The following is a 26,556-nucleotide window of genomic DNA, read 5'->3' on the forward strand; positions in this document are numbered from 1 at the left end:
TGGTTAATGGAGGGCTCCATTCGTCGGCTTCCCGACATCTTCGGCTTGGCTGACATCAGAAGAAGCCGCCGATCATCCAGGGCGTCTGCGGGAGCACGATCAGGGCCGCCGGGGCCATGGCCGCGCCATAGGGAATGCCTCCCCGCTTTTCATGCAGCCGCTCGATCCAGGGTATCCCGGCCAGGCTGGCGGGCAGGAGCCAACTCCGAAACAGCAGCAGAGCCAGCGTGAGAACACCGCCCAGCACAGCCGTCCAGATGAAAAAGGGCAGCGAAGCGCCGGCGCCGAACCACAAGGCCGCGGCCGCGGCGAGCTTCGCGTCTCCCCCGCCGATCCAGCCGAGGAAAAAGAAGATGAAGGTCAAGACGAAGACGCCCAACGCGACCGCGACGCTCCAGCCGATCTCGCTCCAGCTCAGAGCGGAGAAAGGGGCCACGACGCAGTAGAGAACGACAAGCGCGAGAACCAGGACGTTGCGGATCTTCATCGTCGTCAGATCCATGATCCCCGCATAGATCATGACCAAGGAGAAGAGGAGGCTTCCAACAGAGAGGACAGCTGAGGAACCGAGCAATAAAGTCTCCAAACACGGATCAGATCATGCAGCTCGGGCGATAACGTAGTCCAACACGGTCTGCAGCGAATTGCCGAAGGCCCTTATCCCGGCGAGTACGATTACGACAATGATGGTTGCCAGAAGCCCATACTCCACCGCCGCAGCCCCTCGCTCCTCCCGCAAATACCGCGACATCAACAGCAACAATCCTGCAATCGTCTCATGCATTGAGATTGGCCTCTGCGGTCGGAGCCTGCGCTCCGACCGCGATAGAAGATGCCTTCGATTTACTGGCCGGCGGTTTTAACGCTGTCCGAAATCGTGGTGAACTTGGCGGTCAACGACGTGCCAAGCACAGTCAGGCCGCCGATGATCACCACGGCGATCAGGGCGGCGATCAGGCCGTATTCGATAGCGGTCGCGCCGGACTCGTCCTTGGCGAAACGGGAAAGAAGCTGCTTCATATTTTTCTCCTGCGATCCAGACTTGGTTTCGCTTCGAGCCGCCATGCCGGCTGAAGTTGCTGCAAATGTGGGGGGCAATTGCTTTCAGCACCCTTAACCCCGAGGCTCAGATGCCGTCCGTTCCAATCAAGGTAATAAATTAGTAAATTTTGATTAGAACTGAATTTATTCTGCTCCACCCACGATCTGTCAGCCATATATATAATGGTGCGCTGCCTCAGCAAGTTCCCCTTCGGGGATCTGGTATGCAGATTGGCATCTTGCGGGCGGATATATTATGTAAGAGTTGAATTTACTTCCGGTTGACTCTTTCACGGTACGTTCAGACGGACTTCGGAGATCTCGCATGCGCGCCTATCGTTCAGGCCTCAAGACTGCCCTGCTCGCGCTCGTCCTCGGCGCTGCCGGACTGCAATCCGCCCGTGCGGCCGACGCGATCGATCTCACGATCGACTTCGCCAAGCTCCTGAAGCTCAACCGCCCGGCGACGACGATCGTGATCGGCAACCCCGGGATCGCCGACGCGACGGTGGGCAGCAACCAGACCATCGTCCTGACCGGGCACTCGGCGGGCACGACCAACATGATCGCGATGGACGACAAGGGGCATGAGATCCTGAACACGACGGTTCGTGTTTCGTCCGACTCTCGGCAGCTGACCACGGTCTTCTACGGCAACAAGCGCCAGACCTTCTCCTGCGACCCCGTCTGCGAGCAGGTCGTCGCGGTCGGCGATGCACCGGATGCGTTCGCGCAGGCGAAGAGCCAGATCCAGAGCCGCCAGGAAATCTCGGGCATCAAATAACGGCTGCGGGTCACCGGCCGCCAGACGGCCTTCCGAAACGACTTCACGATCTCACGTAAGGGATGAACAGCATCAATGGAGCGGCGCAGGACACGTCCGGGCTCTTGGTCGGCTCTCAGGTTGCGCATGGGCAGGGTGATCCGCCGCGAGGACGGCGCGACCGCGGTCGAATTCGCGCTGATCGCCCCCGCCCTCTTCCTGCTGATCTTCGTGATTTTTCAGACGGCTCTCGTCTTCGTCGCCGAGCAGGTGCTGGATAACGGAGTGGCGACAGTCGCGCGTCAGATCCGCACCGGCCAGCTGGCTTCGGGCAATGCCAAGACGCTGGTCTGCGCAGAGATCTCCTATGTCATCTCCTGCTCAGGCTCGTCGTTCTTCGTGGATGTCCAATCCAGCTCCGATATCGGCAGCCTGCCGACCACCAATCTCGTCAACACCGATGGAAGCTACAAGAGCTCGGCACAGAACAGCTTCGGCACCGCAGGCGACTATGTGTTGATCCGCGCCTATTACGAATGGCCGCTGGTCAAGATCTTCGGATCGCTCACGCTTGCCAATCTGGATAACGGAACGCGGCTGCTCAGTTCCTACGCGGTCTTCCGCAACGAACCCGCGAGTACGACATGAGGGCAGCCATTGTCCCCAGACTGGACTGCCGGCGCCAGCTTCTGCCGTTTTTGCAAAGCAGCGGCGGCGCGGTGGCGGTGGAGTTCGCGCTGATCCTGCCTGTGCTGATCTCGCTCTGGTTCGGCATGATCGTCTTCGGCACCGGCTTCAGCATTTCCCGCAAGACCGACATTGCCGGGGCGGCTCTGGGTGACCTCGTCGGACGGGCGGGAACGGACAAGACCAACTCGAACTATACGAAGACCCTCATGACCACTGATCTGAGCAGCATGTTCACGCTGGTTGCGCGCGGCCTTTATCCTTACGACACGACAAAGCTGAAGCTGGTGGTGACGTCCATCAGGGTCCAGCCCGGAGGGACTTCCAAAGTCACCTGGAGCCAAGCCTACAACGGCGGCACGGCACGCACTGTCGGCGAGAATGGCAGTTCCCTGATCCCGTCCAGCCTTGTCGCCGAAGCGGGGGCAGCAGATGCACCGGTCCAGGTGATCATGACGGAAACCTCTTACCCCTACACACCGGCGGTCGGTTATATTCTGACCGGCACTGTGAACCTCGGCAACGTGTCCTTCAACACACCGCGCAGCACGTTCGCTGACGGGGATCCAGGCAATGTCGCGCTGTGCACAAGCAGTTCGGCTTGCCTCTACTAGGTTGTCCAGCGGGCCGTCGGCGGGCCCCGTCCGTGAACGAAAGAGGCCGCACAAGGCGGCCTCTCCAATCCTTCCGAACGCTTCGTTCAGAGCGTCTGGTTGTATTCGCCGACTTCCGGGTTCTGGCGCAGAACGCCGTCCACAGCCTTGAACATCTCGCGGAGGCGCTCTTCCGAGACGGGGCTTTCCACCACGACCACCAGCTCCGGCTTGTTGGAGGAGGCGCGGACGAGGCCCCAGGTGCCGTCCTCGGTCGTGACGCGCACGCCGTTGACCGTCACGAGGTCGCGGATCTTCTGCCCGGCGACCGGCTCGCCCCTGGCTTCCATGTCCTTGAACGCCTGCACGACCTTGTCGACGACGCCGTATTTGGTCTCGTCATCGCAATGCGGCGACATGGTCGGCGAGCCCCACGTGCGCGGCAAAGCGCGACGAAGGTCGGCCATGGTCCGGCCCGGGTTGCGATCCAGCATGTCGAGGATCGCAAGCGCCGAGATCATGCCGTCGTCATAACCGCGGCCGATCGGCTTGTTGAAGAAGTAGTGACCGGATTTCTCGAAGCCGGCGATGGCGCCGATCTCGTTCACCCGCCGCTTCATGTAGGAGTGGCCGGTCTTCCAGTAGTCGGCCTTGATGTTGTTCTCGATCAGCTTGGGATCGGTGACGAAGAGACCCGTGGACTTCACGTCGACCACGAAGGTGCAGCCGGGATGCAGGGCGGAGATGTCGCGCGCCAGCATCACGCCAACCTTGTCGGCGAAGATCTCCTCGCCTTCGTTGTCGACCACGCCGCAGCGGTCGCCGTCACCGTCGAAGCCGAGACCCACGGCCGCCCCCGTCTCCAGCACCTTGTCGCGGATGGCGTGCAGCATCTGCAGGTCTTCCGGATTGGGGTTGTAGCGGGGGAAGGTGAAGTCGAGCTCGGCATCGAGCGGGATCACGTCGGCACCGATCATCTCGAGGATACGCGGCGCGAAGGCGCCGGCCGTGCCATTGCCGCAGGCGGCGACCACCTTGATCGCGCTGTTGAGCTTCGGCCGGTTGGTCAGATCCTTGATGTAGCGCTCGGGGAAGTTCTCGACGAACTGGTAGGAACCGCCGCCCTTCAGGTTGAACTTGGAACCCAGCACGATGTCCTTCAGGCGGGTCATCTCGTCCGGCCCGAAGGTGAGCGGACGGTTGGCGCCCATCTTCACGCCGGTCCAGCCGTTCTCGTTATGCGACGCCGTCACCATGGCGACCGCCGGGACGTCCAGCTCGAACTGCGCGAAATACGCCATCGGCGTCACGGCAAGCCCGATATCATGCACCTTCACGCCGGCGGCGAGCAGGCCGGTTACCAGCGCCAGCTTGATGGACGAGGAATAGGAGCGGAAATCGTGGCCCGTCACGATCTCCGGCTTCACGCCCATCTCCTGGAGGAGCGTGCCGAGACCCATGCCGAGGGCCTGGATCCCCATCAGGTTGATCTCTTTCTGGAAAAGCCAGCGCGCATCGTATTCGCGGAAACCGGTGGGTTTCACCATCGGCTCGGATTCGAATGCATAGGTATTCGGCTGCAAAGACGGCTTGGGAATGGGGAACATGGGTGCCTCCCTGGGAATGATCATGACGCTTCAATCAGTTCTGAAACAGCAAGGTTCCCCTTGATGCCTCAAAGCGTTGAAGCCGGTTGAGAAACGTGCCGCCGAGCAGGCTGATCTGCAGCTTGTCGTCGGGAAGGACGGCCGCCTGGATGCCGTCCACCTCGATGCCGCCGACGGCGACGCTGTCCAGCGTGACGGGGGCGGCGTAGGTCCGGCCGTTGGCGGTGGAGACCGGAAGCGAGTAATCAGAGCCGATGATGTGAAGACCCGCCGTCCTCGCGTCGGTCTCCCGCAAGGCCACGGTAGACGCTCCCGTATCGACCACGAAGTGCACGTCGCGACCGTTCACGGCGGCGACGAGATAGTAGTGGCCATCAGGGGCAACCTGGATGCGGAGTTCGCCGTCCGCGGTCGCCGCCGGCACGGCGGGAGGAGCGCGCCCTCCGACAGGAACCTGCACGGTCTGGCTCCGCTGGGTCCGGGCTTCCCGATAGAGGGTCACGAGCTTCGGTCCGGCGAGCGAAACCACACCCAGCACAACACAGAAGGTGACAAGCCCGCGCATGATTGCTCCACAGGCCCTCCATGCCGGAAGAAGGCAAAGAAACCGTTAGCAGGTTATTCCAGCCGGCCAAACGCGGCCATCACTTCGTGCCGTACATCCGGTCGCCGGCGTCGCCCAGACCCGGAACGATGTAGCCGTGATCGTTCAGGTGATCGTCGATGGCGGCAGTCACGACCTGCACATCGGGATGCATCTCGCGGAAATGCTTGATCCCCTCCGGGGCGGCGAGCAGGCACACGAACCGGATATCCTTCGCGCCGCGCTCCTTCATCTTGGTGATCGCGGCAACGGCGGAGTTCGCGGTCGCCAGCATCGGGTCCACCACGATCACGACGCGCTCGGAAAGGTCGTCGGGCGCCTTGAAGTAATATTCCACGGGCTGCAGGGTTTCGGGATCGCGATAGAGACCGATATGGGCCACGCGCGCTGACGGCACGAGGTCCAGCATGCCTTCCAGAAGGCCGTTGCCGGCGCGCAGGATGGAGGCGAAGACGAGCTTCTTGCCGGCGAGTTTCTTCGCGTTCATTTCCGCGACGGGCGTGCGGATATGAACGTCCGTGAGTTCCAGGTCGCGCGTCGCCTCGTAGGTCAGGAGGCCGGCGATCTCGCGCAGCAACTGGCGAAAGCCGCGCGTCGAAGTCTCGACGTCCCGCATGACCGTCAGCTTGTGCTGTACGAGCGGGTGGTCGACGACCTTCACTCCCTCAGGCGTTCCGAGCATATCCACCACTCCTTGATCCGGTTTCCAGTGACCTATCCCGCTCCGCGGGAAGAACACAAGACACTCACCGGGGGGCAGGCGGTATCGCGGGGGAAAAGGCGGACAGCAAGTCGTTCGATCGGCAGCCCGCCCAAGCTCCGCCCCGGATCTTTTCTGTCGGATAACAGTTCAAGGGGGAGCACAGGAGGATTGCGATGACCACCAGCAAGACTGATGCGAAGAAAGCCTCGAAAATCATGAGGGATCCGAAGAGCTCCAAGGACGAAAAGTCCGTGGCGGCTTCCGACCTGTCGCAGGCCAAGGGCGGAAAGTCCAAAGGCGGCAAGAAGTAGAAGCTTCCGCCGCTGCGCTAGAGAATGGACGTCCCGTGCGGCATTTCCGGCAGGCCGAGATGCCGCGCGATCGTCTGCGCCACGTCCGTATAGCTCGATCGGTGGCCGGCATAGCGGCCCTCGATGCCCGGCCCGAACAACATCAGCGGGATATTCTCCCGCGTGTGATCGGAGCCGCGAAAGGCCGGATCGTTGCCGTGATCGGCCGTCAGCACCACCAGGTCGCCCGGTCGCAGCAGCGCCTCCAGTTCCGGCAAACGGCGGTCGAACTCCTCCAGACAGGCGGCATAGCCGGCGATGTCGCGCCGATGGCCGTAGATCTGGTCGAAGTCGATGAAATTGGTAAAGACGAGATCGCCCTCCCCCGCCATCGCGGCTGCCTTGAGCGTCGCCTCGATCTGGGCGGGGTTGTTCGCCGCCCTCAGCTTGTCCGTCACGCCCCGCCCGACAAAGATGTCGGCGATCTTGCCGACACCGAAGACGCGACGGCCGGCCGCGACGGCCACGTCCAGCAGCGTATCGGACGGCGGCGGGATCGCGTAGTCGTGCCGGTTCAGCGTACGCTCGAACGTAGCGGCGGTTTCGCCGGTGAAGGGCCGGGCGATCACCCGGCCGATATTCAGGGGATCGCAGAGGACGCGCGCGATCTCGCAGACGTCGTAGAGCCGTTGCAGCCCGAAATGCTCTTCATGGGCGCAGATCTGCAGCACGGAATCGGCGGAGGTGTAGAGGATCGGCTTGCCGGTGCGGATATGCTCCTCGCCGAGTTCCTCGATGATGCCGGTGCCGGACGCATGATGGTTGCCGAGAACGCCCGGCAGCCCCGCCTCCTCCACCAGCGGGGCGATAATGCTGTCGGGGACGGCAGGCACTGTTTCCGGGAAGTATCCCCAGGCGAATGGCACCGGCAGCCCGGCGAGTTCCCAATGGCCGGACTGCGTGTCCTTGCCTTTGGAGACTTCGCTGGCGTAGCCCCAGACGGCTTCCGGCGCTTCGATCCGGGGCACGCCGGCCGGATGCTGGCCGGTCGAGGCTTCGGCTGCGCGGCCCAGGCCGAGCCGGCTCATGTTGGGGATGCGCAGGGGGCCGGAGCGGCCGCCGGCCACATCGGCTCGACCCGCCGCGCATTCCGCCGCGATGTGGCCCACCGTGTCCGCGCCCACGTCGCCGAAGGCGTCGGCGTCGGCGGCTCCGCCGACGCCGACGGAGTCCATGACGAGGAGAAAGGCACGCGCCATCAGGCGGTCCCTTCCGTGACGCGCTCGTAGACGACGGGGTTGGCCGCGGGAGCGCCCTCGCCGGACCGGTACGCCGCCCGCAACGCCCCGGCGGCCCGTTCCGCGTCGGCTTCGCTCCGCGCATGGACCAGCCCGAGCGGACGATCCGGGCCGACCTGCTCGCCGATGCCCGCGAGATCGGTAAAGCCGACGGAATGGTCGATCGCGTCCTCCGGCCGGGTGCGGCCGCCCCCAAGCGCCACCACGGCGACGCCGACGCCCCGGGTGTCGATCGCGCTGACCGTGCCCGCCACTTCCGGCAGCACGGGCAGGATCACGGCCGCCTGCGGAAGGTGGAGTTCCGGCTCATCGAGCAGATCCGCCGGCCCGCCAAGCGCCACGACCATGCGGGCGAAGCGCTCCGCCGCCGCGCCGCTCGTCAGCGCTTCGGTGGCCTTGGCCCTGCCCTCTTCGGTATCGCCGGCCAAGCCGCCGACCACCAGCATCTCGGCGGCGAGCGCGAGGGTCACCTCCTCCAGCCTGGCGTCGCGATGCGCGCCGGTCAGGAACTCGATCGCGTTCAGCACTTCCACCGCGTTTCCGGCGGCCGAGGCCAGAGGTTCGTTCATGTCCGTCAAAAGGGCGGTCGTCTTCAGCCCAGCCCCGTTGGCCACATCGACGAGACCCTGCGCCAGCGCCCGAGCATCCTCGTGCCGCGCCATGAACGCGCCCGAGCCGGTCTTCACATCGAGCACGAGGCCCTGCAGCCCGGCGGCAAGTTTCTTGGACAGGATCGACGCGGTGATGAGGTCGATGGATTCCACCGTGCCGGTCACGTCGCGGATGCCGTAGAAGCGCTTGTCGGCCGGGGCGAGATCCGCCGTCTGGCCGATGACGGCGCAGCCCGCTTCCTTCACCACCTTGCGGAAGAGGTCGTTGTCTGGCTGGCTGCGATAGCCCGGAATGGCATCGAGCTTGTCCAGCGTGCCGCCGGTATGGCCGAGGCCGCGACCGGAGATCATCGGCACGACGCCGCCGCAGGCCGCCACGATGGGCGCCAGCATCAGGGAGACGTTGTCGCCGACGCCGCCGGTGGAATGCTTGTCGAGCACGGGGCCGTCGGCATCAGGCCAGTCCAGCACAGTGCCGGAATCGCGCATGGCCAGCGTCAGCGCCACGCGCTCGTCGCGCTCCATGCCGCGAAAGAACACGGCCATGGCGAATGCCGCGACCTGCCCCTCGCTGACCGTGCCGCGCGTCAGCCCGTCGACGAAAAAGGCGATCTCCTCGCGCGCGAGCAACCCGCCGTCACGCTTTCGACGGATGATTTCCTGCGGCAGGAACGCCGGTCCGGAACTTCCCACGATCAGCCCACCGCCTGGAATTCGTCGGGATCGAAGGCCAGCGGCAACAGCTCGGCGAGCGTCACCGTCTGCACCACCCCGTTCCCATCGCAGAGATGCACCCTGGTGGATGCCGTGCCGAATTCCTTCAGCCGCTGGCGACAGCCGCCGCAAGGCGTGATGCGGTCCATCTTCTCCGCAGTCACCGCGATCTCGACGATGCGGTTCTCCCCGCCCATGACCATGTGCCCGATGGCGGTGGTCTCGGCGCACCAGCCCTCGGGATAGCTCGCCACTTCCATGTTGGCACCGGCATAGACCGCGCCGGACGCCGTCAGGATAGCCGCGCCCACGGGAAAGTTCGAATAGGGCGCATGCGCCCGCGCCATGGCGGTGCGGGCCGCCTCGAAAAGCGTGGTCTCGGTTTCGGACATCAGCGTTCCTTTACATAAGGCATGCCGCCGGCGCGCGGCGGGATCGCCTTGCCGATAAAGCCGGCGAGCAGGATCATGGTCAGGATATAGGGCAATGCCTGGATCGCCTGCACCGGCACCGCGCCGATGCCCGGTACCACCACGCCCTGCAGCCGGATCGACAGCGCATCGAGGAAACCGAAGAGCAGGCAGGTCCAGAGCACCGGCCAGGGCTTCCACTTCGCGAAGATCAGCGCCGCCAGCGCGATGTAGCCCTGCCCGGCCGTCATGTCGCGGGTGAAGGCCGCCGACTGCGCGATTGAGAGATACGTGCCCGCGACACCGCAGAGAAGGCCGGTCAGCATCAGCGCGCGATAGCGCATCCAGGCCACCGAGATACCCGCCGTATCGACCGCGGCCGGGTTCTCGCCGACAGCGCGGAGCCGAAGCCCGAAGCGCGTGCGCTGGACCACCCACCACGTCGCCGGCACCGCCAGGAAGGCGAAGTAGACGAGGAGGTTATGCCCGGAGATGAAATGCGAATAGACGAGGCCCAGCACCGGCACATCCGCCACGGCCTGCGCGCCGGGAAAGTCGATCTCGCCGAAGCGCGCCGTCATCGGCAGTTGCGGCGTGCGGCCGCCTTCGCCGAACCAGGCCTGCCCGAAGAAGGCGGTGAGGCCGGAGGCCACGAAGTTGATCGCGACGCCGGACACGACCTGGTTGCCCCGCAGTGAAATCGACGCATAACCGTGGATCATCGCCATCACCAGCGAGGCGGCGATGCCCCCGAGAAGGCCGAGCCACGCCGAGCCGGTGAGCGCCGCGATGACGGCGGCGGAAAAGGCGGCGGCCAGCATCTTGCCTTCCAGGCCGATGTCGACGATGCCCGAGCGCTCGGAATAAAGCCCGGCCAGCGCCGCCAGGATCAGCGGCGTGGAAAGCCGCAGCGTCGCGTTGACGACGTCGAGAAAATCGGCGGCGTTCATCGGCTCGCTTCCCCCGCCTCGACCATGCGCCGGCGCTGCGGCGTGGAGATCATGTTGACCGCGCGCGTCAGGCCGGGCCGGAACATGTGCTCCAGCGCGCCGGCGAACAGGATCACCAGGCCCTGGATGACGAGGATCATCTCGCGCGAGACCTGCGGCATGTCGAAGGCCAGTTCCGCGCCGCCCTGATAGAGCATGCCGAAAAGCAGCGCGGCGAGGCAGATGCCGACGGGATGATTGCGGCCCATCAAAGCCACCGCGATGCCGACGAAGCCGGCGCCGTTGACGAAGTTCAGCTGCAGGCGCTGCTGGTCGCCGATCACGGGGTTGAGCGCCAGAAGCCCGGCCAGGGCGCCGGAGATCAGCATGGTTATGATGATGATCCGCGACGTGGAAATGCCGGCATAGACGGCGGCGGTCGGGTTCAGGCCGACGGTGCGCATCTCATAGCCGAGCTTGGTCCGCCAGATCAGGACGTAGACGAAGACGGCCGCGATGAGCGCAAGGAAGATGCAGAGATTGAGCGGCGCCGCCCCGAGATCCGCGCCGAAGAGCGAGAACAGCCCGCCGAGCTTCGGAATCGACGCACCCTCGGTAAAGGGGCGGCTCGCCGGGTCCATCGTTCCGGGCTGGATGAAATAGTTCACCAGGAGCCAGACCATCAGCGCATTGGCGAGGAAGTTGAACATGATCGTCGTAATGACGATGTGGCTGCCGCGCCTGGCCTGCAGCCATGCCGGGATAAAGGCCCATGCCGCGCCGAAGACGCAGGCCGCGACGAGCGCGATCGGAACCGTCGCGTACCACGGCAGAAAGTGATCGAGCGCCAGCGCCACGAAGGTCGCGCCGAGGCCGCCGACATAGGCCTGCCCCTCCGCGCCGATGTTGAAGAGCCCGGAATGATAGGCGACCGCGACCGCGAGGCCGGCGAAGATGAAATTGGTGGTGTAGAACAGCGTGAAGCCCACGCCCTCGCCGTATCCGAGCGCGCCGAAGACCATGATCTTCACGGCTTCCAGCGGATTGGCCCCGACCATCAGCACCGCGAGGCCGGACACCACGAAGGCGGCGACCACGTTGATCAGCGGCAGCAGCGCGTAGTCGGCCCAGGCCGGCAGCTTGTCGGGCGCCGGGCGCGCGAGAGCCTTGGGCTTCTCGGCCGTCGCAGCCGAAATGCCGTCGCCGCTCGCCTTCCGATCGGGCCCGGCGGGAATGGGTGAACTCATACGCGCTTCCTCATGAGCCGCGACCGGACGCGCCAGCCTGTCAGGCCGCAGCCTTGCTGTCCATTCCGGCCATCAGCAGGCCGATTTCCTGTTCGTCGGCGTCCGGCATCCGCTCGCCGACGATGCGGCCATCGAACATCACGAGGATCCGGTCGGACAGCGCCCGGACCTCGTCGAGCTCGACGGAGACCACGAGGATCGCCTTGCCCGCGTCACGCATGGCGATCAGCTGGCGGTGGATGAACTCGATCGCGCCGATATCGACGCCGCGCGTCGGCTGCCCCACCAGCAGCACCTGCGGATCGCGCTCCATCTCGCGGGCGAGTACGATCTTCTGCTGGTTGCCGCCGGAAAAGTTGGCGGTCTTCAGCCGGCAGTTCGGCGGGCGGATATCGTATTGCTCGATACGCTTGCGGGCATCGTCGCGCACAGCGTTCCGGCTGAGGAACGGGCCCCCGCCATAGGCGGGATCGCGGTGATAGCCGAGGATCGCGTTCTCGTTTTCCTCGAAGGCCGTGACGAGGCCCATGCGATGGCGGTCTTCCGGCACATGGGCGAGCCCGCAGCCGCGCAACTCGGCGGGCAGCAGGGCGCGGCCGGTCCCGGCCGTCTCCTGCCCGGCCACCGCGATGCGACCCGAACTCGGCGCGCGGATGCCGGCGATCACCTCCAGCAGCTCCGACTGGCCGTTGCCGGCCACGCCCGCAATGCCGACGATCTCGCCGGCGCGAATACCGAAGGACACGTCGGAAAGCCGGGTCACGCCCTGGCTGTCCCGGAAGGTCAGGTTCTCCACGCTCAGCAGTTCGCGACCGGGATGCGCCGGAGCCTTGTTGACGCGCAGCAACACGCGGCGGCCGACCATCGCCTCGGCCAGTTGCTCGGGCGTCGTCTCGCGCGTCGCCACGGTGGAAACGATCTCGCCCCGGCGCATGACGGAAACGGCGTCGGTGATGGCCATGATCTCGCGCAGCTTGTGGGTGATCAGGATCACCGTTTTGCCCTGGGCCTTGAGCTGCGCGAGGATGCGGAAAAGGTGGTCGGCTTCCGCCGGGGTCAGCACGCCAGTGGGCTCGTCGAGGATCAGCGTTTCCGCGCCGCGATAGAGCGCCTTCAGGATCTCCACGCGCTGCTGCAGGCCGACGGGAAGCTCGCCGACCACCGCGTCGGGATCGACCTCCAGCGCATATTCCCGCTCCAGCCGCTTCAGCTCGCCGCGCACCTTCGCGATGCCGCGCGTCAGGAGCGCCCCGCCCTCAACGCCCAGCATGACGTTTTCCAGCACCGTGAAAGGCTCCACCAGCATGAAGTGCTGGTGGACCATGCCGATGCCGGCGTCGATCGCGTCATCGGAGGAGCGGATATTCACCTCGCGGCCGGCGACCCGGATCATTCCGGAATCCGCCTGATAGAAACCGTAGAGGATCGACATCAGCGTCGACTTGCCCGCGCCGTTCTCGCCGACGATGCCGTGGATCGTGCCCTTTTCCACGCGAAGATTGATGTCGCGGTTGGCGTGGACCGGACCGAACCGCTTGTCGATGCCGACGAGCTCGATCGCCGGCGGGGAGGTTTCACCCTGGCCCTGACCTTGACCCGCAACCGCGCTCAAGAGCCCGCCCCGATGACGGTGACGCGGCGCTGGTCGGGTGCCGCCAGGATCAATGACCAGTAATAATGATAACGCGACCGGCTGACCTCGGCCGCGCCGATGCCGATCTCGGTCACGCCGGGATCGAGCAGGTTCTTGCGGTGACCGGGCGAATTCTTCCAGCCCAGCATCGCGGCCGCCATGGTGGGATAGCCCTCGCCGATATTCTCGTCGGCGACCTGCCAGCCGTAACCCGCTTTGGCCAGACGCTTCGGCAGCGTCTGGCCGCCGAGATTGTGGCTCATCGTGTCATGCGCGGCCATGTCCATGGCCTGGCTTCGCGCGGCGGCCGAGAGCGAGGCGCTCAGCTTCACCGGCTTCATGCCTTGGCTCGCGCGGAAAGCGTTCACCGCCGCCAGAGTGGTGCTCTCGTCCACCTGCATGGGGGAAGCGGTCTGCAGCGTGGCCGGGGCGGAGCCGCCGATGCAGCCGGCGAGCGGCAGGGCTGCTCCGAGGCCGATGACGAGGCCGATAGAGGCGAATGCGGCGCGGAACCTCCGGGAGGCGGTGCCGGCGACGGGGGACGGGGAGCGAACAGGAAACAGGGCGGGTCTCATCCGGCTCGAAGGCTTGCACGCGTGCAATTGCGCAAGAAAGACAATCTGGCAAGCCTCCCCCGCAGGCGCGGAGGAGGCATTTCGTCCGATTACATCGGGCAGGAATTGTCGGCCGTGTAGTCGTGGACCTTGATCTCGCCGGAGATGATCTTGGCCTTGGCTTCGTCGGCCTTGGACTTCATGTCGGCGGTCAGGACGTCCTTGTTGTACTGGTCGGACGTGTAGCCGACGCCGTTTTCCTTGAGGCCGAGGACCTTGGCGCCGCCCGTCCACTTGCCGTCCTTCATGTCCATGTTGGCGCTGTAGATCGCCGTATCGACATGCTTGACCATGGAGGTGAGCACGGAGCCCGGATGCAGGTCGTCCTGGTTGGAATCGACGCCGATGGAGTACTTCTTGGCGTCCGCCGCTGCCTGCATCGCGCCGAGTCCGGAGGCGCCGGCGGCGGTGTAGATCACGTCGGCACCACGGCTCAGCTGGCTCTTGGCGAGTTCGCCGCCCTTCACCGGATCGTTCCAGGCGTCGCCGGTCGTGCCGACCATGTTCTGGAAGATCTCGATCTTCGGGTTCACCGCCTTCGCGCCCTGGACGTAGCCGCAGGCGAACTTGCGGATCAGCGGAATATCCATGCCGCCGACGAAGCCGATCTTGCCGGTCTCGCTCTTCAGCGCGGCCAGCATGCCGACGAGGTAGGAGCCTTCCTCCTCGCGGAACACCAGCGAGCGGACATTCGGCGCATCGACGGTCGCGTCGACGATGCCGAACTGGATCTTGGGGAATTCCTTGGAAACCTTCTCCAGCGCCTGCGCCTGGGAGAAGCCGATGGCGATGATCGGCTGATAGCCGCGGCGGGCGAAGTTGCGCAGCGCCTGGTCGTACTGGGACGGGTTCTGGATCTCGAACTCGTGGTAGCCGATTCCGGTGTCCTTCTTGAACTGTTCCTCGCCGGCGAAGGCGGATTCGTTGAAGGACTTATCGTGCTTGCCGCCGATGTCGTAGATCACGGCCGGCGACACCTCGGCCGCATAGGCATTTCCCGCAAACAGGACCGCAGCCGCCGCGGCCAGCCATTTCACTCGCATCATCGTTCCCCATTCGTGGCCGCCGGTCTTACCCGCCCGGCAATATGAGCCCAAGACTGTCACGGTCTTTAGCCCGGCGCATCATCTTTATGCGCGAATAATTTATCACCCTTTGACGCAGCCTCGAGGTCCAATGTATCTGCAACCAACCGACCCCAGCCGCGACCGCCTCATGACCGTTGCTTCTTCTGCCGACGCCGTCTCCTTCCCCGTGCTGATCGGCGACATCGGCGGCACGAACGTGCGGTTTGCCCTGCTGGAAAGCCCCGAGGCGGCGCCGCTGGTGATGGATCATGTCCCGACGGCCGAATATCCGGATATCCAGACCGCGATCGAGACCTGCGTGGTCGGACCGACCGGCATCGTGCCGCGATCCGCCGTGATCGCGCTGGCCGGCCCCGTGCACGGCGAGGGCGTCGATCTCACCAACGCGTCCTGGAAGGTACGCCCGCGCGACATCATCGCCGCGACCGCCATCGACGACGTGATCCTGCTGAACGATTTCGAGGCGCAGGCTCTGGCCATCACCTCGCTGGATCCGGAAGACCTCGTCCAGATCGGCGGCGGCTCGCCCTTGGCGAACGGCGCCAAGGCGGTTCTCGGCCCCGGCACCGGGCTCGGCGTCGCGGGCCTGATCCATGCCGCCGACCGCTGGATTCCGATCCCCGGCGAAGGCGGCCATGTGTCCTTCGGTCCGGTGGAGCCCGACGAATTCCCGCTCTGGGAGGTGATGGAGCCCGAACATGGCCGGATTTCCGCCGAGGCCCTGCTCTGCGGGCGCGGGCTGGTCCGCCTTTATCGCGCGGTGGCGCGGGTGGACGGCGCAGCGATCACGCACGAAACACCTGCCTCCATCACCGAAGAGGCCATGGCCGGCGATCCCGTCTGCGTCCGCACCGTGCGGCTCTACTGCCGCTTTCTCGGCCGGCTGGCCGGCGACCTCGCGCTGATCTTCATGGCGCGCGGCGGCGTCTATGTCGCCGGCGGCATTCCGCCCCGCATCCTGTCATTCCTGCAGGAACCGGATTTCCGCCGGGCTTTCGAGGCCAAGGCCCCGCATGAGGCGGTCGTCGCAGAACTCCCGACCTGGGTCGTCACCGGTGCCGATCCGGCGCTGAAGGGCCTCGCCGCCTTCGCGCGAAATCCCGAGCGCTTCGGCGTCTCGCTGGACGGCCGCCGCTGGCGCTGAGCCGGACGCGCTAGCCTGCGATCGGCAGCCAGGCGTCCCGATACCAGCGCACGAAGCGCGGCACGCCCTCTTCCAGCGAGGTCTTCGGCTGAAAGCCGTGATCGCGCTGGATCCGGCCTATATCGGCGAAGGTGCGGTCCACGTCGCCCGGCTGCTTCGGCAGGTCCTGCACGATCGCCCGCTTTCCCGTCGCCTGCTCGATAAGCGCCAGAAAATGGCGAACCTCCGCCGGGCGGTTGTTGCCGATATTGTAGATGCGATGCGGCGCGCCGCCTTCGACCGCTACGGCGGGACCGTCCACGGTGGCGATGACGCCCTGCACGATATCGTCGATATAGGTGAAGTCGCGCTGCAGCGTGCCGCCGGCAAAGACCGGCACCGGCTCGCCGCGCAGGATCTTGTCGGTGAAGATCCACATCGCCATGTCCGGCCGGCCCCACGGACCGTAGACGGTGAAGAAGCGCAGGCCCGTCAGCGGGATCCGGTAGAGATGGGCGTAGGAATAGCTCATCATCTCGTTCGACCGCTTGGTCGCCGCATAGAAGGAGACGGGCTGGTCCGCCGGATCGTCCTCGCGGAAGGGAATGCGCGTCGAGCCGCCATAGACGGAGCTCGACGAGGCGTAGGTCATCGCTTCCAGCCCGTCGATGCCGCGCGCCAGTTCCAGCATGTTGAGATGGCCGACCAGATTGGCCTGCGCGTAGGCGTGCGGATTCTGCAGGGAATAGCGGACGCCCGCCTGTGCCGCGAGGTGGACGATGCGGCGGATGCCGGCACCGGTCGTGGCCTCAGTGAGCGCGGCCCGGTCGGCGATATCGACCTGTGCGAAGCGGAAGTTCCCGGCTCCCCTTCCGGCGCCGGCTTTCTCCAGCTCGGCCAGTCGAGCCCGCTTCAGGGCGACGGTGTAATAGGAATTCAGATCGTCGATGCCCAGCACGCTTTCGCCGCGCGCCAGGAGCTGCATGGCCGTGTGAAAGCCGATGAACCCGGCCGCTCCCGTCACCAAAATCGTCATCCAGCGATCCTTTCCCCTGCCCGCAACGGCAATGGCACGCCGCGCCGGGTCTGGCTAGCGTCTCTTTGCTCCGGCAAGCGCCGGCGCGTTTGCCGGGTCCTCCGGCCAGGAATGCTTGGGATAGCGCCCGCGCATGTCGGCGCGCACATCGCGCCAGCTGCCGCGCCAGAAGGCCGGCAGGTCGCGCGTCACCTGCATCGGGCGGCCGGCCGGCGACAGGAGTTCGAAGACGATAGGGACCGCGCCGGCCAGTACCGCCGGATGAACGGCAAGGCTGAAGAGGTTCTGCACCGCCATGGCAACGGTCGGCTCCCCGCCAGAGTAATCGATAGCTCCGACCCGGCCGGAAGGCGCGGTGAAACTCTCCGGCGCGAGGCGATCCAGCTCGGCCATGCGGTCCCACGGCATCAAGCCGGCCAGCGCATTGCGGAGATCGTTGGGCCCGAGCTCGGACAACCGCCGCTTGCCCGTCAGCGCCGGAACGAGCCAGTCCGCAGGACGGGCTGCCAGCGCTTCGTCGGAAAGATCCGGCCACGCCTCCCCCTGCCGGGCACGCAAAAAGGCGATGCGGCCGCGAGAGCGGCCGATCGCTTCGCCCCATGGCAGGGTGGCAATGCCGCGGGACAGCGCGACCTCCGCCAGCTTCTCCGCCACATGAGCCGGATCGGCCTTGTCGCTCGGCGTCTCCGACAGCACCAGCGCGTCCAGCCGCTCCACGCGGGTCGCCCGCACGAGATCGGCGGAGGCATCGTAGGCAAGCCGCTCCTCCCGCACGATCCTGCCCCCGAAGAGGCGGTCGATGGCGGCGCGCTCGAGCGGCGCGGCCAGGGTGATGCGACCGTCCGCGCCGCCGCCCTGCACGTCGCCCACCGCGAGGAACGGCGCGTTCGCAAGCGCGTCGCTTTCCTCCAGCCGGGCGCCGCGTCCATTGGCGAGCCGGAAGCGGCCGAGGCCGCCGCGCCGCTGTGCCACGCGCTCGGGGAAGGCCATTGCCAGCAGGGAGGCCGTATCCGCCTCGTCTGCTGCCTCGTCCCTGCGGGCGCCGGCCAGCGCGGCCCAGCGTGAAGCTGCCTGCCGGGCGTCGCGCCCGCGCGGGCTTCGATCACGCCGGAGATTGTCGAGACGGTGGCGCAGATCCGTGTCACGGCCGCCAAGGCCGGGATCGCTGACGATGGCCGCGATATCTGCCGCCGCCCTGCCCTGCCCTTCGGCCGCGCCCGCCAGCACGAGATGGGCGAGACGCGGGGCCAGCGGCAGGTCGGCCAAACGCCGTCCGTGCGCGGAAAGGCCGCCGGAGGGCGCGCGGGCGCCGAGCCGGTCCAGCGTATCCAGCGCCTCCGCGAAGGCGGCAGAGGGCGGCGGATCGAGCCAGCGCAGATCGCCCGGGTCTTCCACGCCCCAGGCGAGCAACGAGATCGCCAAAGCGGAGAGATCCGTTTCCAGGATTTCCGGGCGGTCGAAAGCCGGAAGGGCCGCCGTCTGCGGTTCGTCCCAGAGCCGGTAGCACACACCGGGCTCGGTCCTGCCGGCGCGGCCGCGCCGCTGATCGGCTGCCGCCTGCGAGACGCGCACGGTTTCAAGCCGCGACAGGCCGGAGCCCGGATCGTAGCGCGGCCGGCGGGCGAGGCCGCTGTCGACCACCAGCCGCACGCCTTCGATGGTCAACGACGTTTCCGCGATCGCCGTCGCCAGCACGACCTTGCGCCGCCCGGCCGACGCGGGGCGGATCACCGCATCCTGCGCCCGCGCATCCATTGCCCCATAAAGCGGCGCCAGCGTCACGTTGGCCGGCAGCTTCCCTTCCAGGCGTTCCACGGTGCGCAGGATCTCGCCCTGCCCGGGGAGGAAGGCCAGCACGCTGCCCGTCTCCTCGGCCAGCCCCTTGCGCACGGCGCGGGCGACGCGATCCTCGATGCGAAGCAGGGGGTCGGAGCCGAGATAATGCGTCTCGATGGGAAAGAGCCGGCCCCGGCTTTCCACCACCGGCGCGCCGCCGAGCAGAGCGGCGAAGCGCGCGCCGTCCATCGTCGCCGACATGGCGAGAAGCCGGAGATCGTCGCGGAGCCCAGCCTGCGCGTCGATGGCCAGTGCAAGCCCCAGATCCATATCGACGCCGCGCTCGTGCACCTCGTCGAAGAGCACGGCCGCGATACCCTCCAGCGCGGGATCGTCGAGGATCATGCGGACGAAGACGCCCGCCGTCACGAGTTCGATGCGGGTACGGCCGGACACAGCCGTCTCGTTGCGGACGCGGAAGCCGACCGTCTGGCCCGCCTCCTCGCCGCGCTCCTCGGCGATCCGGCGCGCCGCCGCCTTGGCCGCGATCCGCCGGGGTTCCACCACGATGATGCGGTCGTCGCCGCGCCAGCCGGCATTCAGCAGAGCCGGCGGCACACGCGTCGTCTTGCCCGCGCCGGGCGGTGCCACCAGCACGGCGGACGGCGCGTGATCGAGCACGGCCAGGAGTTCGGAAAGCGCGTCTTCGACGGAAAGCATGGGCGGCTTATACGGTCGCGGGCGTCAGGCTTCCAGATGCCGAATGGCACCGAAGCCGCGACCGCCGCCCGTCATTCGCCGATGGCGACGCCCTCGCGCCGGGGATCGGCCGCGCCGGTCAGCCCGTCCGGCCCGATGGCGATGGCGTGAAGGCCGGAATTCATGTCCTCCACCTTCACGTCGTAGCCGAGCCTTTTCAGGGCATCGCCGAGCTTCGCCGCCTGCGTGCCGGCTTCCAGCTCGAACGCGCCGGAGCGGTTCATGGCATGCGGCAGGCTCACCGCCTTCTGCAGGTCCATGCCCCAATCGAGATTTGCGACCAGCGCCTCCGCCACGAAGGGCACGATCATCGCGCCACCGGGCGAACCCAGGGCCAGCACCGGCTTGCCGTCCTTCAGCACCACGGTGGGAGCCATGGTGGAGCGCGGCCGCTTGCCGGGCTCCACGCGATTGGCCACCGGGCGGTCGCCGTCACGCGTCTTGAAGGAGAAATCCGTCAGCTCGTTGTTGAGCAGGAAACCGTCCACCATCAGCCGCGAGCCGAACTCGTTCTCGATCGTGGTCGTCATGGAAACGATGTTGCCCCACTGGTCGACGACGACGAAATGGCTGGTGGAAGGCAGTTCCAGCGCGTTCCCGTCGCCGGTGTTCATCGCGTGGTCCCATTCCGGGCTGCCTGCTTCCGCCTTGTCCAGCCGCGTGCCCGCCTTCAGAAGCGCCGCGCGTTTGGCGAGGTAGACGGGATCGAGCAGGCCCTGCGTGGGAACCGGCAGGAAATCGCTGTCGGCGACGAAGCGCTCGCGGTCGGCATAAGCGAGCCGGGTCGCGTCGCCCATGAGCTGCCAGCTCTGCGGATCGTCCGGCCCGAGCTTCGCCAGGTCGAAATGCGAGAGCAGGCCGAGGATCTGGCCGATCGCGATGCCGCCGGAGGACGGCGGACCCATGCCGCAGACGCGGTAGCCGCGATAGGGTTCGCAGACCGGCTCGCGCTCCTTGACCTGATAGGTTGCGAGATCCTGCACGGAGAGAACGCCCGGATTGCCGGGTGCATGCTGCACCGTGCGAGCGATGTCGTCGGCAATCGCGCCCTTGTAGAAGGCCTCCGCCCCGCCATCCCGGATCTTCTTCAGCGTGGCGGCATAAGCAGGGTTTGTCAGCGTCGTGCCGGCGTCGATGCCGGTGCCGTCCTTCTTCAGGAAGTAGTTGCGCGTACCGTCGAAGCGGGCGAGCCGCTGCTCGTCGCCCTTGATCTCGCCGGCCAGCCGCGGCGAGACGACGAAGCCTTTTTCGGCGAGATCGATGGCCTTGCCGAAGAGGTCCGGCCACGCCAGTCGCCCGTATCGGTTATGCAGCAGTTCGAGAAGACGCGGGGTTCCGGGTGCGCCGACCGAGCGGCCGCCGACCACGGCGTCATAGAACTGCAGGGGCGCGCCGTGCTCGTCGAGGAAGAGCTGCGGCGTGGCGGCCGCCGGCGCGGTTTCGCGCGCATCGAATGTGGTGAGGCGGCGCCGGGCGGCGTCCCAGTAAAGCAGGAAGCCGCCACCGCCGAGGCCGGAGGATTGTGGCTCGACCAGCCCCAGCACGGTCTGGATCGCCACGGTCGCGTCGGCGGCGTTGCCGCCCTTGCGCAGCACCTCCGCGCCGGCTTCGGCCGCGATCGGATTGGCGACGGCCACCATCCAGTGCGCCGCATGGACCGGCTGGCGCGCCTGCACCGCATCGACCGGCACGCTCACAGTGGAGCGCTCCGGGGAAACGAGATCGCTCGCCTGCTCGGCAAAGGCCGGGGAAGCGAGACCTAGCGAGAGAGCGAGAACGAGGAGTGCGCGCAAGAACGGAACTTTCGGCAGGCTTGAACGAGGATGCATGAAAAGGGTCAGGGACTTCCGCTCAGTCGATGGCAACGGCCGAGCCCAGGTTCTCCATCGCCCGCCGGGCCATGACGCCGACGAGGTTGGCGCGGTAGGCGGCTGTGCCGTGAATGTCGGAAAGCATGGCGGCCGGCGAGACCGTGATGCCCTTCAGCGCGCCGGCGGAGAAGTCCCGGGCCAGCGCCGCTTCCATCTCGGGCACGCGGAAGACGCCGTCATTGCCGGCTCCGGTTACCGCGACCCGGACCTCGCCGCCACGATGACGCGCGATGAAAACGCCAGCCATGGGATATCGCGACGCGGGATTGCGGAACTTGGCGTAGCCTGCCGCCTCCGGCAGGCGGAAGGAGAGGCGGGTGACGATCTCGCCCTCCTCCAGCGCCGTTTCGTAGAGCCCGCGAAAAAACGCGTCGGCCGGGATCGTGCGGCGGTCCGTGATGATCGTGCCCGAGAGCGCCAGCACCGCGGCGGGATAATCGGCGGCGGGATCGTTGTTGGCCACCGAGCCGCCGATCGTGCCGAGAGTGCGGACGGCCGCGTCGCCGATCGTCCCGGCCATGGCGGCAAGCGTCGGGATCGCCTGCCGGATCGCGCCGGACTGGCTCACCGCGTGATGCGTGGTCCCCGCGCCGATCGAGACATTCTCGGAAGTGACCTCGATGCCGCGCAATTCCGGCACGTGGCGTAGGTCGATCAGGTTTTCCGGGGCCGCGAGCCGCGTCTTCATCGCCGGAAGCAGCGTATGGCCGCCGGAGATATAGGCCGCGTCGCCGGCCTCCGCGAAAAGACGTGACGCCTCCGCGAGGCTGCTCGGGCGATGATAGGTCGTCGGATACATGGGCCGCCCCTACTCCGCCGCCTGCAGGCCGGAAAGCGAAAGCCCCGGCCGCATCTCGTCTGCGGCGGCCAGCACCGACTTGACGATGTTCTGGTAGCCCGTGCAGCGGCAGATATTACCTTCCAGCTCGTGGCGGACCGTTTTCTCGTCAAGCCGGCCCGCGTGACGATTGATCATGTCGACCGCCGTCATGATCATGCCCGGGGTGCAGAAGCCGCATTGCAGGCCGTGATGCTCGCGAAAGGCCGCCTGCACCGGATGCAGGCGGTCGCCGTCCGCCAGTCCCTCGATGGTGGTGACTGAAGCCCCGGCCGCCTGGACGGCCAGGATGGTGCAGGACTTCGCGGCATGGCCGTCCAGATGCACCACGCAGGCGCCGCACTGCGACGTGTCGCAGCCGACATGGGTGCCGGTCAGGCCAAGATGGTCGCGCAGGAACTGCACCAGCAGCGTCCGGTCCTCCACCTCGCGGGAGACCTCGCTCCCGTTCACCGTCAGCTTCACGCGTGCCATGCCTGCTCCACCGGCCGGATCTCAGAACATAACGAACCAGATCACGCCGAGAACGACAAGCACGATGAGACCCCAGACGTAGGGACCGCCCAGGAAGCCGATGGCTGCCTTGCCCTCGATCTCGTTTTCGATCTCGTTCGCGGCCTCGTCGACCCGCTCGCCACTGGCCGAGGGCTCCAGATCCTCAGGAAGGGGTTCCTCCGCCGCATCCAGCGCATCGCCGCGAAATTCGCCGTCGGGAATGGAGCGGCCCGCGAAACCGGCGACGGTGGCCGGCGGCGCGTCGCGAGCCACGGAGCGCGCCGACTGCCGGTCTTCCAGCGTTACGTCAGGGATCTCGGCCGGAATATTGGCGGGAACAGCTTCCGGGATGATGGGAACGCCCGTGCCGGCCGGCGGGATCGTCGCCCCCGGCAGGAGCTCCACGGGAATGCTTCCCGGCGTCAGCGTTCCCGCCGGGGCGGTTCCGAACGCGCCGCTGGTGCCGACGCCTCCAACAGGCTCGCCGCTCACACCCTCGGCGCCAGGCGTCGCTTCGGCCGTGAACGCGTCGTCGGCTCCCGTGACGTCGATCGAGACGCCGGCCCTGGCGGCAAGACAGCTGAAGAACTGGTCGGCCAGCTTCTTGGCGGTGGCGTCGATCAGCCGCGAGCCCAGCTGCGCCAGCTTGCCGCCCACCTGCGCGTTGGCGACATAGGTGAGCACCGTGCCGCCATCCTCTTCGGCCAGATTCACGTCGGCGTTGCCGCTGGCGAACCCGGCCACGCCGCCCTTGCCCTCGCCGGAGATGGTGTAGCTGGTGGGCGGATTGAGGCCGGACAGCGTCACCGTGCCGTTGAAGGTCGCCTTCACCGGGCCGATCTTCGTAGTGACTTTCGCGGCGAAACCGCCATCGCCGGTGCGCTCGAGGCTTTCGCAGCCCGGCAGGCAATCGCGCAGCACTTCGGGATCGTTGAGGAGGGCCCAGACGTCCTCGCGGGGTAGCGGGATCCGGTATTCGCCTCTGAGTTCCATGCCTTGCTCCTTGCCCACCTGCCGGACGGCCTTGGCCGCCAACCGGCTTATCAACTCGAATGTCTGGAAGAACAACAACGATTGGCCGGCAAAAGGTTCCTTTCGAAAGCTTCGAATGCCTCGTCTTCGCCGTTGGCGCAGGCGTCTTCAGCGGCTAAAAGGCCGCATGGCTCCGATCTCCTCCCAGAATACCGAACCGTTCGACAGCGACCTCAACACTCTTGTCCAGGCAGCGCTTGCCGGCGGCCGGGCGGCGATGGCGATCTACCAGACCGACTTCGTGGTAGAGCGAAAGGCCGACGCCTCGCCGGTGTCCATCGCCGATCGCGCGGCGGAAGAGGCCATCCTCGCCGCCCTTGCCGAAGCGTTTCCGGACATACCGGTCGTGGCGGAGGAATCCTACGCTGAGGGCCATGTGCCGGAAGTGGCGGGCCGCTTCTTTTTGGTCGACCCGCTAGACGGCACCAAGGAATTCATCGCCCGCAACGGCGAGTTCACCGTCAACATCGCCCTGATCGAGGACCGGGTGCCCGTGCTGGGCGTGGTGCTCGCCCCGGCGATCGGCCGCGCCTATGCCGGCGGTGGGACGAAGGCATTCGCCGGAAGCGTCGATGCGGGCTGCGGCGAGATCGCGGACTGGCGGCCGATCCGCGTGCGCGACTGGCCGGATGCTCCCGTCGTGGTGGCGAGCCGCTCGCATTCCAACCCGGAGACGGAAGAGATGATCGGCCGTACCGCCGCGCAAACGCGCCGCTCCATCGGCTCCTCGCTGAAATTCTGTCTGGTCGCGGAGGGCGAGGCCGACTTTTACCCCCGCATCGGCTCGGTGATGGAATGGGACACGGCGGCCGGCGACGCCGTGCTGCGCGCGGCAGGCGGCATGGTCGTGACGCGCGACGGCAAGCCGCTGCTCTACGGCAAGACCGACCGCCCCGGCGTCGAAAACTTCCGCAACCCCGATTATTTCGCGCTGGGAGACCTTTCGGTGCTCACGCGCCTGTCGCTGGCAGAGGCGGCCTGACCGATGCCGTCCGACCTCACGCCCTCCATCCTCGTCGCCGAACCGTTCGGCGGCTACCGCTTGCTCGACAGCGGCCACGGCCGCAAGCTGGAGCGCTTCGGCCCGCTGGTGCTGAACCGGCCGGAAGAGCAGGCGATCTGGTCCCCTCGCCTGTCCGACGCGGAATGGGCACGCGCCGACGCCATCTTCACCGGCGACGTGGACGAGGAGGGCGCCGGGCGCTGGAAGCGGCGCGAGGGGCTGGCGGAGGACTGGGTGAGCGCGGAGGGCGACCTGAAGTTTTCCTGCCGCTTCACCTCTTTCCGCCATGTCGGCATCTTCCCCGAGCAGGAGCCGCACTGGCGCTTCATGCGCGAGCGGATCGAGGCGGCGAGCGGCCAGCCGTCCATCCTCAACCTCTTCGGCTATACCGGCATCGCCTCGCTGGTCGCGGCCAGGGCCGGCGCGCAGGTGACCCATATCGACGCGTCCAAGAAGGCGATCGCCTGGGCGCGCGACAACCAGACGCTGGCCGGCCTCGACGACAAGCCGATCCGCTGGATCTGCGAGGATGCGATGAAATACGCCCAGCGCGAGGTCAGGCGCGGCAGCCGTTATGACGGCATCCTGCTCGATCCGCCGAAATATGGGCGCGGCCCCAAGGGCGAGATCTGGGACATCTTCCAGAGCCTGCCGGAAATCCTGACGCTTTGCCGCGATCTGGTGAAGCCCGGAGGCTTCATCATCCTGACTGCCTATGCGATCCGCGCCTCGTTTCTGGCGCTGCACCGCCTCTCGGAGGAAGTATTCGGCCCCGGCGTCGAGGCCGGCGAACTGGCGCTTCGCGACGAGAACGGCGGATTGCTGCCCACCTCCCTCTTCTGCCGCTGGACCGCGCCATGACCGACGACCGCCACGACGGCCTGCCTGACGGCCACCGACACCACCCCGACCGGCCCCGGCAGGGCAGCTTCAAGCGCGTGACCAGCCTCACCAATCCGCTGGTGAAGGACATCCGCAACCTGCAGCAGAAGAAGTTCCGCGACGAAAAGAGCCTCTTCATCGCGGAAGGGCAGAAGCTCGTCCGCGACGCCATGGACGGCGACTGGCCCATCGAGACGCTGGTCTATGGCGATGAACTCGCCGGCGACGAGGCGATCGGCCAGCTTGCCGCCCGCGCCAAGACGGCCGGCGCGACGGTGATGGAGGTTTCCGCTCTCGTGCTGGAAAAGATCGCCCGGCGCGACAATCCGCAAACGGTGATCGGCATCTTCCGTCAGCATTTCGCCCCGGCTTCCTCGGTCGGCGAGGGCGGGCTCTGGGTGGCGCTCGACCGCGTTCGCGATCCCGGCAATCTCGGCACGATCCTGCGCACGGCCGACGCGGCTGGTGTCGCCGGTGTCGCGCTGGTCGGCCATTGCTGCGATCCCTTCGCCTCCGAGACGGTGCGCGCCACGATGGGATCCATCTTCCACGTGCCCATGGCGAAGATCTCGGAAGAGGCGTTTCTGTCGCATGTGCGCCGGCGCAAGCTGCACCTCGTCGGCACGCATCTCTCCGCCAAGACCATGGATTACCGGGCGGCGCGCTACGATGCGCCCACCCTCCTCCTCATGGGCAACGAGCAGCAGGGCCTCACCGTCGATCTGGCGGACGCCTGCGACGAACTGGTGAAGATCCCGATGCGCGGGCGGGCGGATTCGCTCAATCTCGCCGTTTCCACCGGGTTAATGATCTATGAAGCCTTGCGTACGACATTGAGGTGACGCAAGCCTTCCGCCGCCCTATACACCCCGCAGCCGCCGCTATACATCAGCGCGGATCGCATCCTCC

At 66.6% G+C, this 26,556-nt stretch carries 28 protein-coding genes; 8 read left to right on the forward strand and 20 right to left on the reverse strand.

Annotation, left to right across the window (positions count from 1 at the left end; translation table 11 throughout):
• Positions 1-55: 55 nt before the first annotated feature.
• The 3 genes from BMY25_RS09560 to BMY25_RS09570 are packed head-to-tail and all read right to left on the reverse strand — an operon-like array spanning position 56 to position 1,020.
• Positions 56-586, reverse strand: coding sequence for an A24 family peptidase (locus tag BMY25_RS09560; RefSeq protein WP_346432145.1), 531 nt, complete (start codon positions 584-586; stop codon positions 56-58).
• A 12-nt stretch (positions 587-598) separates the two neighbouring features.
• Positions 599-784, reverse strand: a complete 186-nt coding sequence (locus BMY25_RS09565; protein ID WP_092496421.1) for a Flp family type IVb pilin — start codon at positions 782-784, stop codon at positions 599-601.
• A gap of 59 nt (positions 785-843) precedes the next feature.
• Positions 844-1,020 carry a Flp family type IVb pilin gene (locus BMY25_RS09570; RefSeq protein WP_092496422.1) on the reverse strand — a complete coding sequence of 59 codons (177 nt, stop codon included), beginning with the start codon at positions 1,018-1,020 and terminating at the stop codon, positions 844-846.
• A 346-nt stretch (positions 1,021-1,366) separates the two neighbouring features.
• Here BMY25_RS09570 and BMY25_RS09575 point away from each other — a divergent pair, with 346 nt between their 5' ends.
• The 3 genes from BMY25_RS09575 to BMY25_RS09585 all read left to right on the forward strand — a co-directional run bounded on the left by BMY25_RS09575 (position 1,367) and on the right by BMY25_RS09585 (position 3,105).
• Positions 1,367-1,825, forward strand: coding sequence for a pilus assembly protein N-terminal domain-containing protein (locus tag BMY25_RS09575; RefSeq protein WP_092496423.1), 459 nt, complete (start codon positions 1,367-1,369; stop codon positions 1,823-1,825).
• A gap of 126 nt (positions 1,826-1,951) precedes the next feature.
• Entirely contained in the window at positions 1,952-2,452 is a 501-nt protein-coding gene (locus BMY25_RS09580; protein WP_177176802.1) for a TadE/TadG family type IV pilus assembly protein, read from the forward strand.
• Positions 2,449-3,105, forward strand: a complete 657-nt coding sequence (locus BMY25_RS09585; RefSeq protein ID WP_092496425.1) for a TadE/TadG family type IV pilus assembly protein — start codon at positions 2,449-2,451, stop codon at positions 3,103-3,105. The genes BMY25_RS09580 and BMY25_RS09585 overlap by 4 nt, the downstream gene beginning before the upstream one ends.
• An 86-nt stretch (positions 3,106-3,191) precedes the next feature.
• Here BMY25_RS09585 and BMY25_RS09590 read toward each other — a convergent pair whose 3' ends face one another.
• The 3 genes from BMY25_RS09590 to upp form a co-directional block, all read right to left on the reverse strand.
• Entirely contained in the window at positions 3,192-4,691 is a 1,500-nt protein-coding gene (locus BMY25_RS09590; protein WP_092496426.1) for a phosphomannomutase/phosphoglucomutase, read from the reverse strand.
• Between the two features lie 34 nt (positions 4,692-4,725).
• The gene (locus BMY25_RS09595) at positions 4,726-5,256 is read right to left on the reverse strand and encodes a TIGR02281 family clan AA aspartic protease (protein ID WP_092496427.1); all 531 of its coding nucleotides are present in this window, start codon (positions 5,254-5,256) and stop codon (positions 4,726-4,728) included.
• A 79-nt stretch (positions 5,257-5,335) separates the two neighbouring features.
• Positions 5,336-5,977 (reverse strand): uracil phosphoribosyltransferase, encoded by a 642-nt coding sequence (gene upp / locus BMY25_RS09600; RefSeq protein ID WP_092496428.1) that lies wholly within the window; start codon positions 5,975-5,977, stop codon positions 5,336-5,338.
• A gap of 194 nt (positions 5,978-6,171) precedes the next feature.
• Here upp and BMY25_RS20770 point away from each other — a divergent pair, with 194 nt between their 5' ends.
• Entirely contained in the window at positions 6,172-6,309 is a 138-nt protein-coding gene (locus BMY25_RS20770) for a hypothetical protein (protein ID WP_177176803.1), read from the forward strand.
• Between the two features lie 17 nt (positions 6,310-6,326).
• On the opposite strand, the gene BMY25_RS09605 is transcribed toward BMY25_RS20770, so the two are convergent.
• The 8 genes from BMY25_RS09605 to BMY25_RS09640 all read right to left on the reverse strand — a co-directional run bounded on the left by BMY25_RS09605 (position 6,327) and on the right by BMY25_RS09640 (position 14,787).
• Entirely contained in the window at positions 6,327-7,547 is a 1,221-nt protein-coding gene (locus BMY25_RS09605; RefSeq protein WP_092496429.1) for a phosphopentomutase, read from the reverse strand.
• On the reverse strand, positions 7,547-8,890 hold the full coding sequence (gene deoA, locus BMY25_RS09610) for a thymidine phosphorylase (RefSeq protein WP_092496430.1): 1,344 nt from the start codon (positions 8,888-8,890) through the stop codon (positions 7,547-7,549). Before deoA ends, BMY25_RS09605 begins: the two co-directional genes overlap by 1 nt.
• 2 nt (positions 8,891-8,892) lie before the next feature.
• Positions 8,893-9,303 (reverse strand): cytidine deaminase, encoded by a 411-nt coding sequence (gene cdd / locus BMY25_RS09615; RefSeq protein WP_092496431.1) that lies wholly within the window; start codon positions 9,301-9,303, stop codon positions 8,893-8,895.
• Positions 9,303-10,271 (reverse strand): ABC transporter permease, encoded by a 969-nt coding sequence (locus BMY25_RS09620; protein WP_092496432.1) that lies wholly within the window; start codon positions 10,269-10,271, stop codon positions 9,303-9,305. The genes cdd and BMY25_RS09620 overlap by 1 nt, the downstream gene beginning before the upstream one ends.
• Entirely contained in the window at positions 10,268-11,497 is a 1,230-nt protein-coding gene (locus BMY25_RS09625; protein ID WP_092496433.1) for an ABC transporter permease, read from the reverse strand. The genes BMY25_RS09620 and BMY25_RS09625 overlap by 4 nt, the downstream gene beginning before the upstream one ends.
• 40 nt (positions 11,498-11,537) lie before the next feature.
• Positions 11,538-13,109, reverse strand: coding sequence for an ABC transporter ATP-binding protein (locus BMY25_RS09630; protein ID WP_092496434.1), 1,572 nt, complete (start codon positions 13,107-13,109; stop codon positions 11,538-11,540).
• Positions 13,106-13,705, reverse strand: coding sequence for a CAP domain-containing protein (locus BMY25_RS09635; protein WP_092496435.1), 600 nt, complete (start codon positions 13,703-13,705; stop codon positions 13,106-13,108). Before BMY25_RS09635 ends, BMY25_RS09630 begins: the two co-directional genes overlap by 4 nt.
• A gap of 89 nt (positions 13,706-13,794) precedes the next feature.
• Entirely contained in the window at positions 13,795-14,787 is a 993-nt protein-coding gene (locus tag BMY25_RS09640) for a BMP family lipoprotein (protein WP_238858263.1), read from the reverse strand.
• Positions 14,788-14,920: 133 nt separating this feature from the next.
• On the opposite strand from BMY25_RS09640, the gene glk reads away from it, so the two are divergent.
• On the forward strand, positions 14,921-15,976 hold the full coding sequence (gene glk / locus BMY25_RS09645; RefSeq protein WP_428976954.1) for a glucokinase: 1,056 nt from the start codon (positions 14,921-14,923) through the stop codon (positions 15,974-15,976).
• 10 nt (positions 15,977-15,986) lie between these two features.
• On the opposite strand, the gene BMY25_RS09650 is transcribed toward glk, so the two are convergent.
• The 6 genes from BMY25_RS09650 to BMY25_RS21440 all read right to left on the reverse strand — a co-directional run bounded on the left by BMY25_RS09650 (position 15,987) and on the right by BMY25_RS21440 (position 23,723).
• On the reverse strand, positions 15,987-16,991 hold the full coding sequence (locus tag BMY25_RS09650) for a GDP-mannose 4,6-dehydratase (protein ID WP_092496437.1): 1,005 nt from the start codon (positions 16,989-16,991) through the stop codon (positions 15,987-15,989).
• Between the two features lie 54 nt (positions 16,992-17,045).
• Positions 17,046-19,487, reverse strand: a complete 2,442-nt coding sequence (hrpB, locus tag BMY25_RS09655) for an ATP-dependent helicase HrpB (protein WP_092496438.1) — start codon at positions 19,485-19,487, stop codon at positions 17,046-17,048.
• Between the two features lie 71 nt (positions 19,488-19,558).
• Positions 19,559-21,355: a gamma-glutamyltransferase gene (gene ggt / locus BMY25_RS09660; protein ID WP_092496439.1), complete on the reverse strand. Its 1,797-nt coding sequence runs from the start codon at positions 21,353-21,355 to the stop codon at positions 19,559-19,561.
• Between the two features lie 22 nt (positions 21,356-21,377).
• Entirely contained in the window at positions 21,378-22,196 is an 819-nt protein-coding gene (locus BMY25_RS09665) for an FAD binding domain-containing protein (protein WP_092496440.1), read from the reverse strand.
• A 9-nt stretch (positions 22,197-22,205) separates the two neighbouring features.
• Positions 22,206-22,709, reverse strand: coding sequence for a (2Fe-2S)-binding protein (locus tag BMY25_RS09670; RefSeq protein WP_092496441.1), 504 nt, complete (start codon positions 22,707-22,709; stop codon positions 22,206-22,208).
• Between the two features lie 21 nt (positions 22,710-22,730).
• Positions 22,731-23,723: an SRPBCC family protein gene (locus BMY25_RS21440; protein ID WP_092496560.1), complete on the reverse strand. Its 993-nt coding sequence runs from the start codon at positions 23,721-23,723 to the stop codon at positions 22,731-22,733.
• A gap of 166 nt (positions 23,724-23,889) precedes the next feature.
• Here BMY25_RS21440 and cysQ point away from each other — a divergent pair, with 166 nt between their 5' ends.
• The 3 genes from cysQ to BMY25_RS09690 are packed head-to-tail and all read left to right on the forward strand — an operon-like array spanning position 23,890 to position 26,489.
• On the forward strand, positions 23,890-24,744 hold the full coding sequence (gene cysQ, locus BMY25_RS09680; protein WP_092496442.1) for a 3'(2'),5'-bisphosphate nucleotidase CysQ: 855 nt from the start codon (positions 23,890-23,892) through the stop codon (positions 24,742-24,744).
• Positions 24,745-24,747: 3 nt separating this feature from the next.
• Positions 24,748-25,626: a class I SAM-dependent methyltransferase gene (locus BMY25_RS09685; RefSeq protein WP_092496443.1), complete on the forward strand. Its 879-nt coding sequence runs from the start codon at positions 24,748-24,750 to the stop codon at positions 25,624-25,626.
• Entirely contained in the window at positions 25,623-26,489 is an 867-nt protein-coding gene (locus tag BMY25_RS09690) for a TrmH family RNA methyltransferase (protein WP_092496444.1), read from the forward strand. The genes BMY25_RS09685 and BMY25_RS09690 overlap by 4 nt, the downstream gene beginning before the upstream one ends.
• Positions 26,490-26,556: the final 67 nt, after the last annotated feature.

Origin of the sequence: Faunimonas pinastri (assembly GCF_900110915.1) — a bacterium.
GTDB lineage: Bacteria > Pseudomonadota > Alphaproteobacteria > Rhizobiales > Afifellaceae > Faunimonas > Faunimonas pinastri.

What these genes read in the sequence shown, in the direction of transcription:
- BMY25_RS09565 (WP_092496421.1), bottom strand. Translation starts at nt 784, where the DNA reads ATGCATGAGACGATTGCAGGATTGTTGCTGTTGATGTCGCGGTATTTG.
- BMY25_RS09570 (WP_092496422.1), bottom strand. Translation starts at nt 1,020, where the DNA reads ATGAAGCAGCTTCTTTCCCGTTTCGCCAAGGACGAGTCCGGCGCGACC.
- BMY25_RS09575 (WP_092496423.1), top strand. Translation starts at nt 1,367, where the DNA reads ATGCGCGCCTATCGTTCAGGCCTCAAGACTGCCCTGCTCGCGCTCGTC.
- BMY25_RS09580 (WP_177176802.1), top strand. Translation starts at nt 1,952, where the DNA reads ATGGGCAGGGTGATCCGCCGCGAGGACGGCGCGACCGCGGTCGAATTC.
- BMY25_RS09585 (WP_092496425.1), top strand. Translation starts at nt 2,449, where the DNA reads ATGAGGGCAGCCATTGTCCCCAGACTGGACTGCCGGCGCCAGCTTCTG.
- BMY25_RS09590 (WP_092496426.1), bottom strand. Translation starts at nt 4,691, where the DNA reads ATGTTCCCCATTCCCAAGCCGTCTTTGCAGCCGAATACCTATGCATTC.
- BMY25_RS09595 (WP_092496427.1), bottom strand. Translation starts at nt 5,256, where the DNA reads ATGCGCGGGCTTGTCACCTTCTGTGTTGTGCTGGGTGTGGTTTCGCTC.
- upp (WP_092496428.1), bottom strand. Translation starts at nt 5,977, where the DNA reads ATGCTCGGAACGCCTGAGGGAGTGAAGGTCGTCGACCACCCGCTCGTA.
- BMY25_RS20770 (WP_177176803.1), top strand. Translation starts at nt 6,172, where the DNA reads ATGACCACCAGCAAGACTGATGCGAAGAAAGCCTCGAAAATCATGAGG.
- BMY25_RS09605 (WP_092496429.1), bottom strand. Translation starts at nt 7,547, where the DNA reads ATGGCGCGTGCCTTTCTCCTCGTCATGGACTCCGTCGGCGTCGGCGGA.
- cdd (WP_092496431.1), bottom strand. Translation starts at nt 9,303, where the DNA reads ATGTCCGAAACCGAGACCACGCTTTTCGAGGCGGCCCGCACCGCCATG.
- BMY25_RS09620 (WP_092496432.1), bottom strand. Translation starts at nt 10,271, where the DNA reads ATGAACGCCGCCGATTTTCTCGACGTCGTCAACGCGACGCTGCGGCTT.
- BMY25_RS09625 (WP_092496433.1), bottom strand. Translation starts at nt 11,497, where the DNA reads ATGAGTTCACCCATTCCCGCCGGGCCCGATCGGAAGGCGAGCGGCGAC.
- BMY25_RS09635 (WP_092496435.1), bottom strand. Translation starts at nt 13,705, where the DNA reads ATGAGACCCGCCCTGTTTCCTGTTCGCTCCCCGTCCCCCGTCGCCGGC.
- BMY25_RS09640 (WP_238858263.1), bottom strand. Translation starts at nt 14,787, where the DNA reads ATGCGAGTGAAATGGCTGGCCGCGGCGGCTGCGGTCCTGTTTGCGGGA.
- glk (WP_428976954.1), top strand. Translation starts at nt 14,921, where the DNA reads ATGTATCTGCAACCAACCGACCCCAGCCGCGACCGCCTCATGACCGTT.
- BMY25_RS09650 (WP_092496437.1), bottom strand. Translation starts at nt 16,991, where the DNA reads ATGACGATTTTGGTGACGGGAGCGGCCGGGTTCATCGGCTTTCACACG.
- hrpB (WP_092496438.1), bottom strand. Translation starts at nt 19,487, where the DNA reads ATGCTTTCCGTCGAAGACGCGCTTTCCGAACTCCTGGCCGTGCTCGAT.
- ggt (WP_092496439.1), bottom strand. Translation starts at nt 21,355, where the DNA reads ATGCATCCTCGTTCAAGCCTGCCGAAAGTTCCGTTCTTGCGCGCACTC.
- BMY25_RS09665 (WP_092496440.1), bottom strand. Translation starts at nt 22,196, where the DNA reads ATGTATCCGACGACCTATCATCGCCCGAGCAGCCTCGCGGAGGCGTCA.
- BMY25_RS09670 (WP_092496441.1), bottom strand. Translation starts at nt 22,709, where the DNA reads ATGGCACGCGTGAAGCTGACGGTGAACGGGAGCGAGGTCTCCCGCGAG.
- BMY25_RS21440 (WP_092496560.1), bottom strand. Translation starts at nt 23,723, where the DNA reads ATGGAACTCAGAGGCGAATACCGGATCCCGCTACCCCGCGAGGACGTC.
- cysQ (WP_092496442.1), top strand. Translation starts at nt 23,890, where the DNA reads ATGGCTCCGATCTCCTCCCAGAATACCGAACCGTTCGACAGCGACCTC.
- BMY25_RS09685 (WP_092496443.1), top strand. Translation starts at nt 24,748, where the DNA reads ATGCCGTCCGACCTCACGCCCTCCATCCTCGTCGCCGAACCGTTCGGC.
- BMY25_RS09690 (WP_092496444.1), top strand. Translation starts at nt 25,623, where the DNA reads ATGACCGACGACCGCCACGACGGCCTGCCTGACGGCCACCGACACCAC.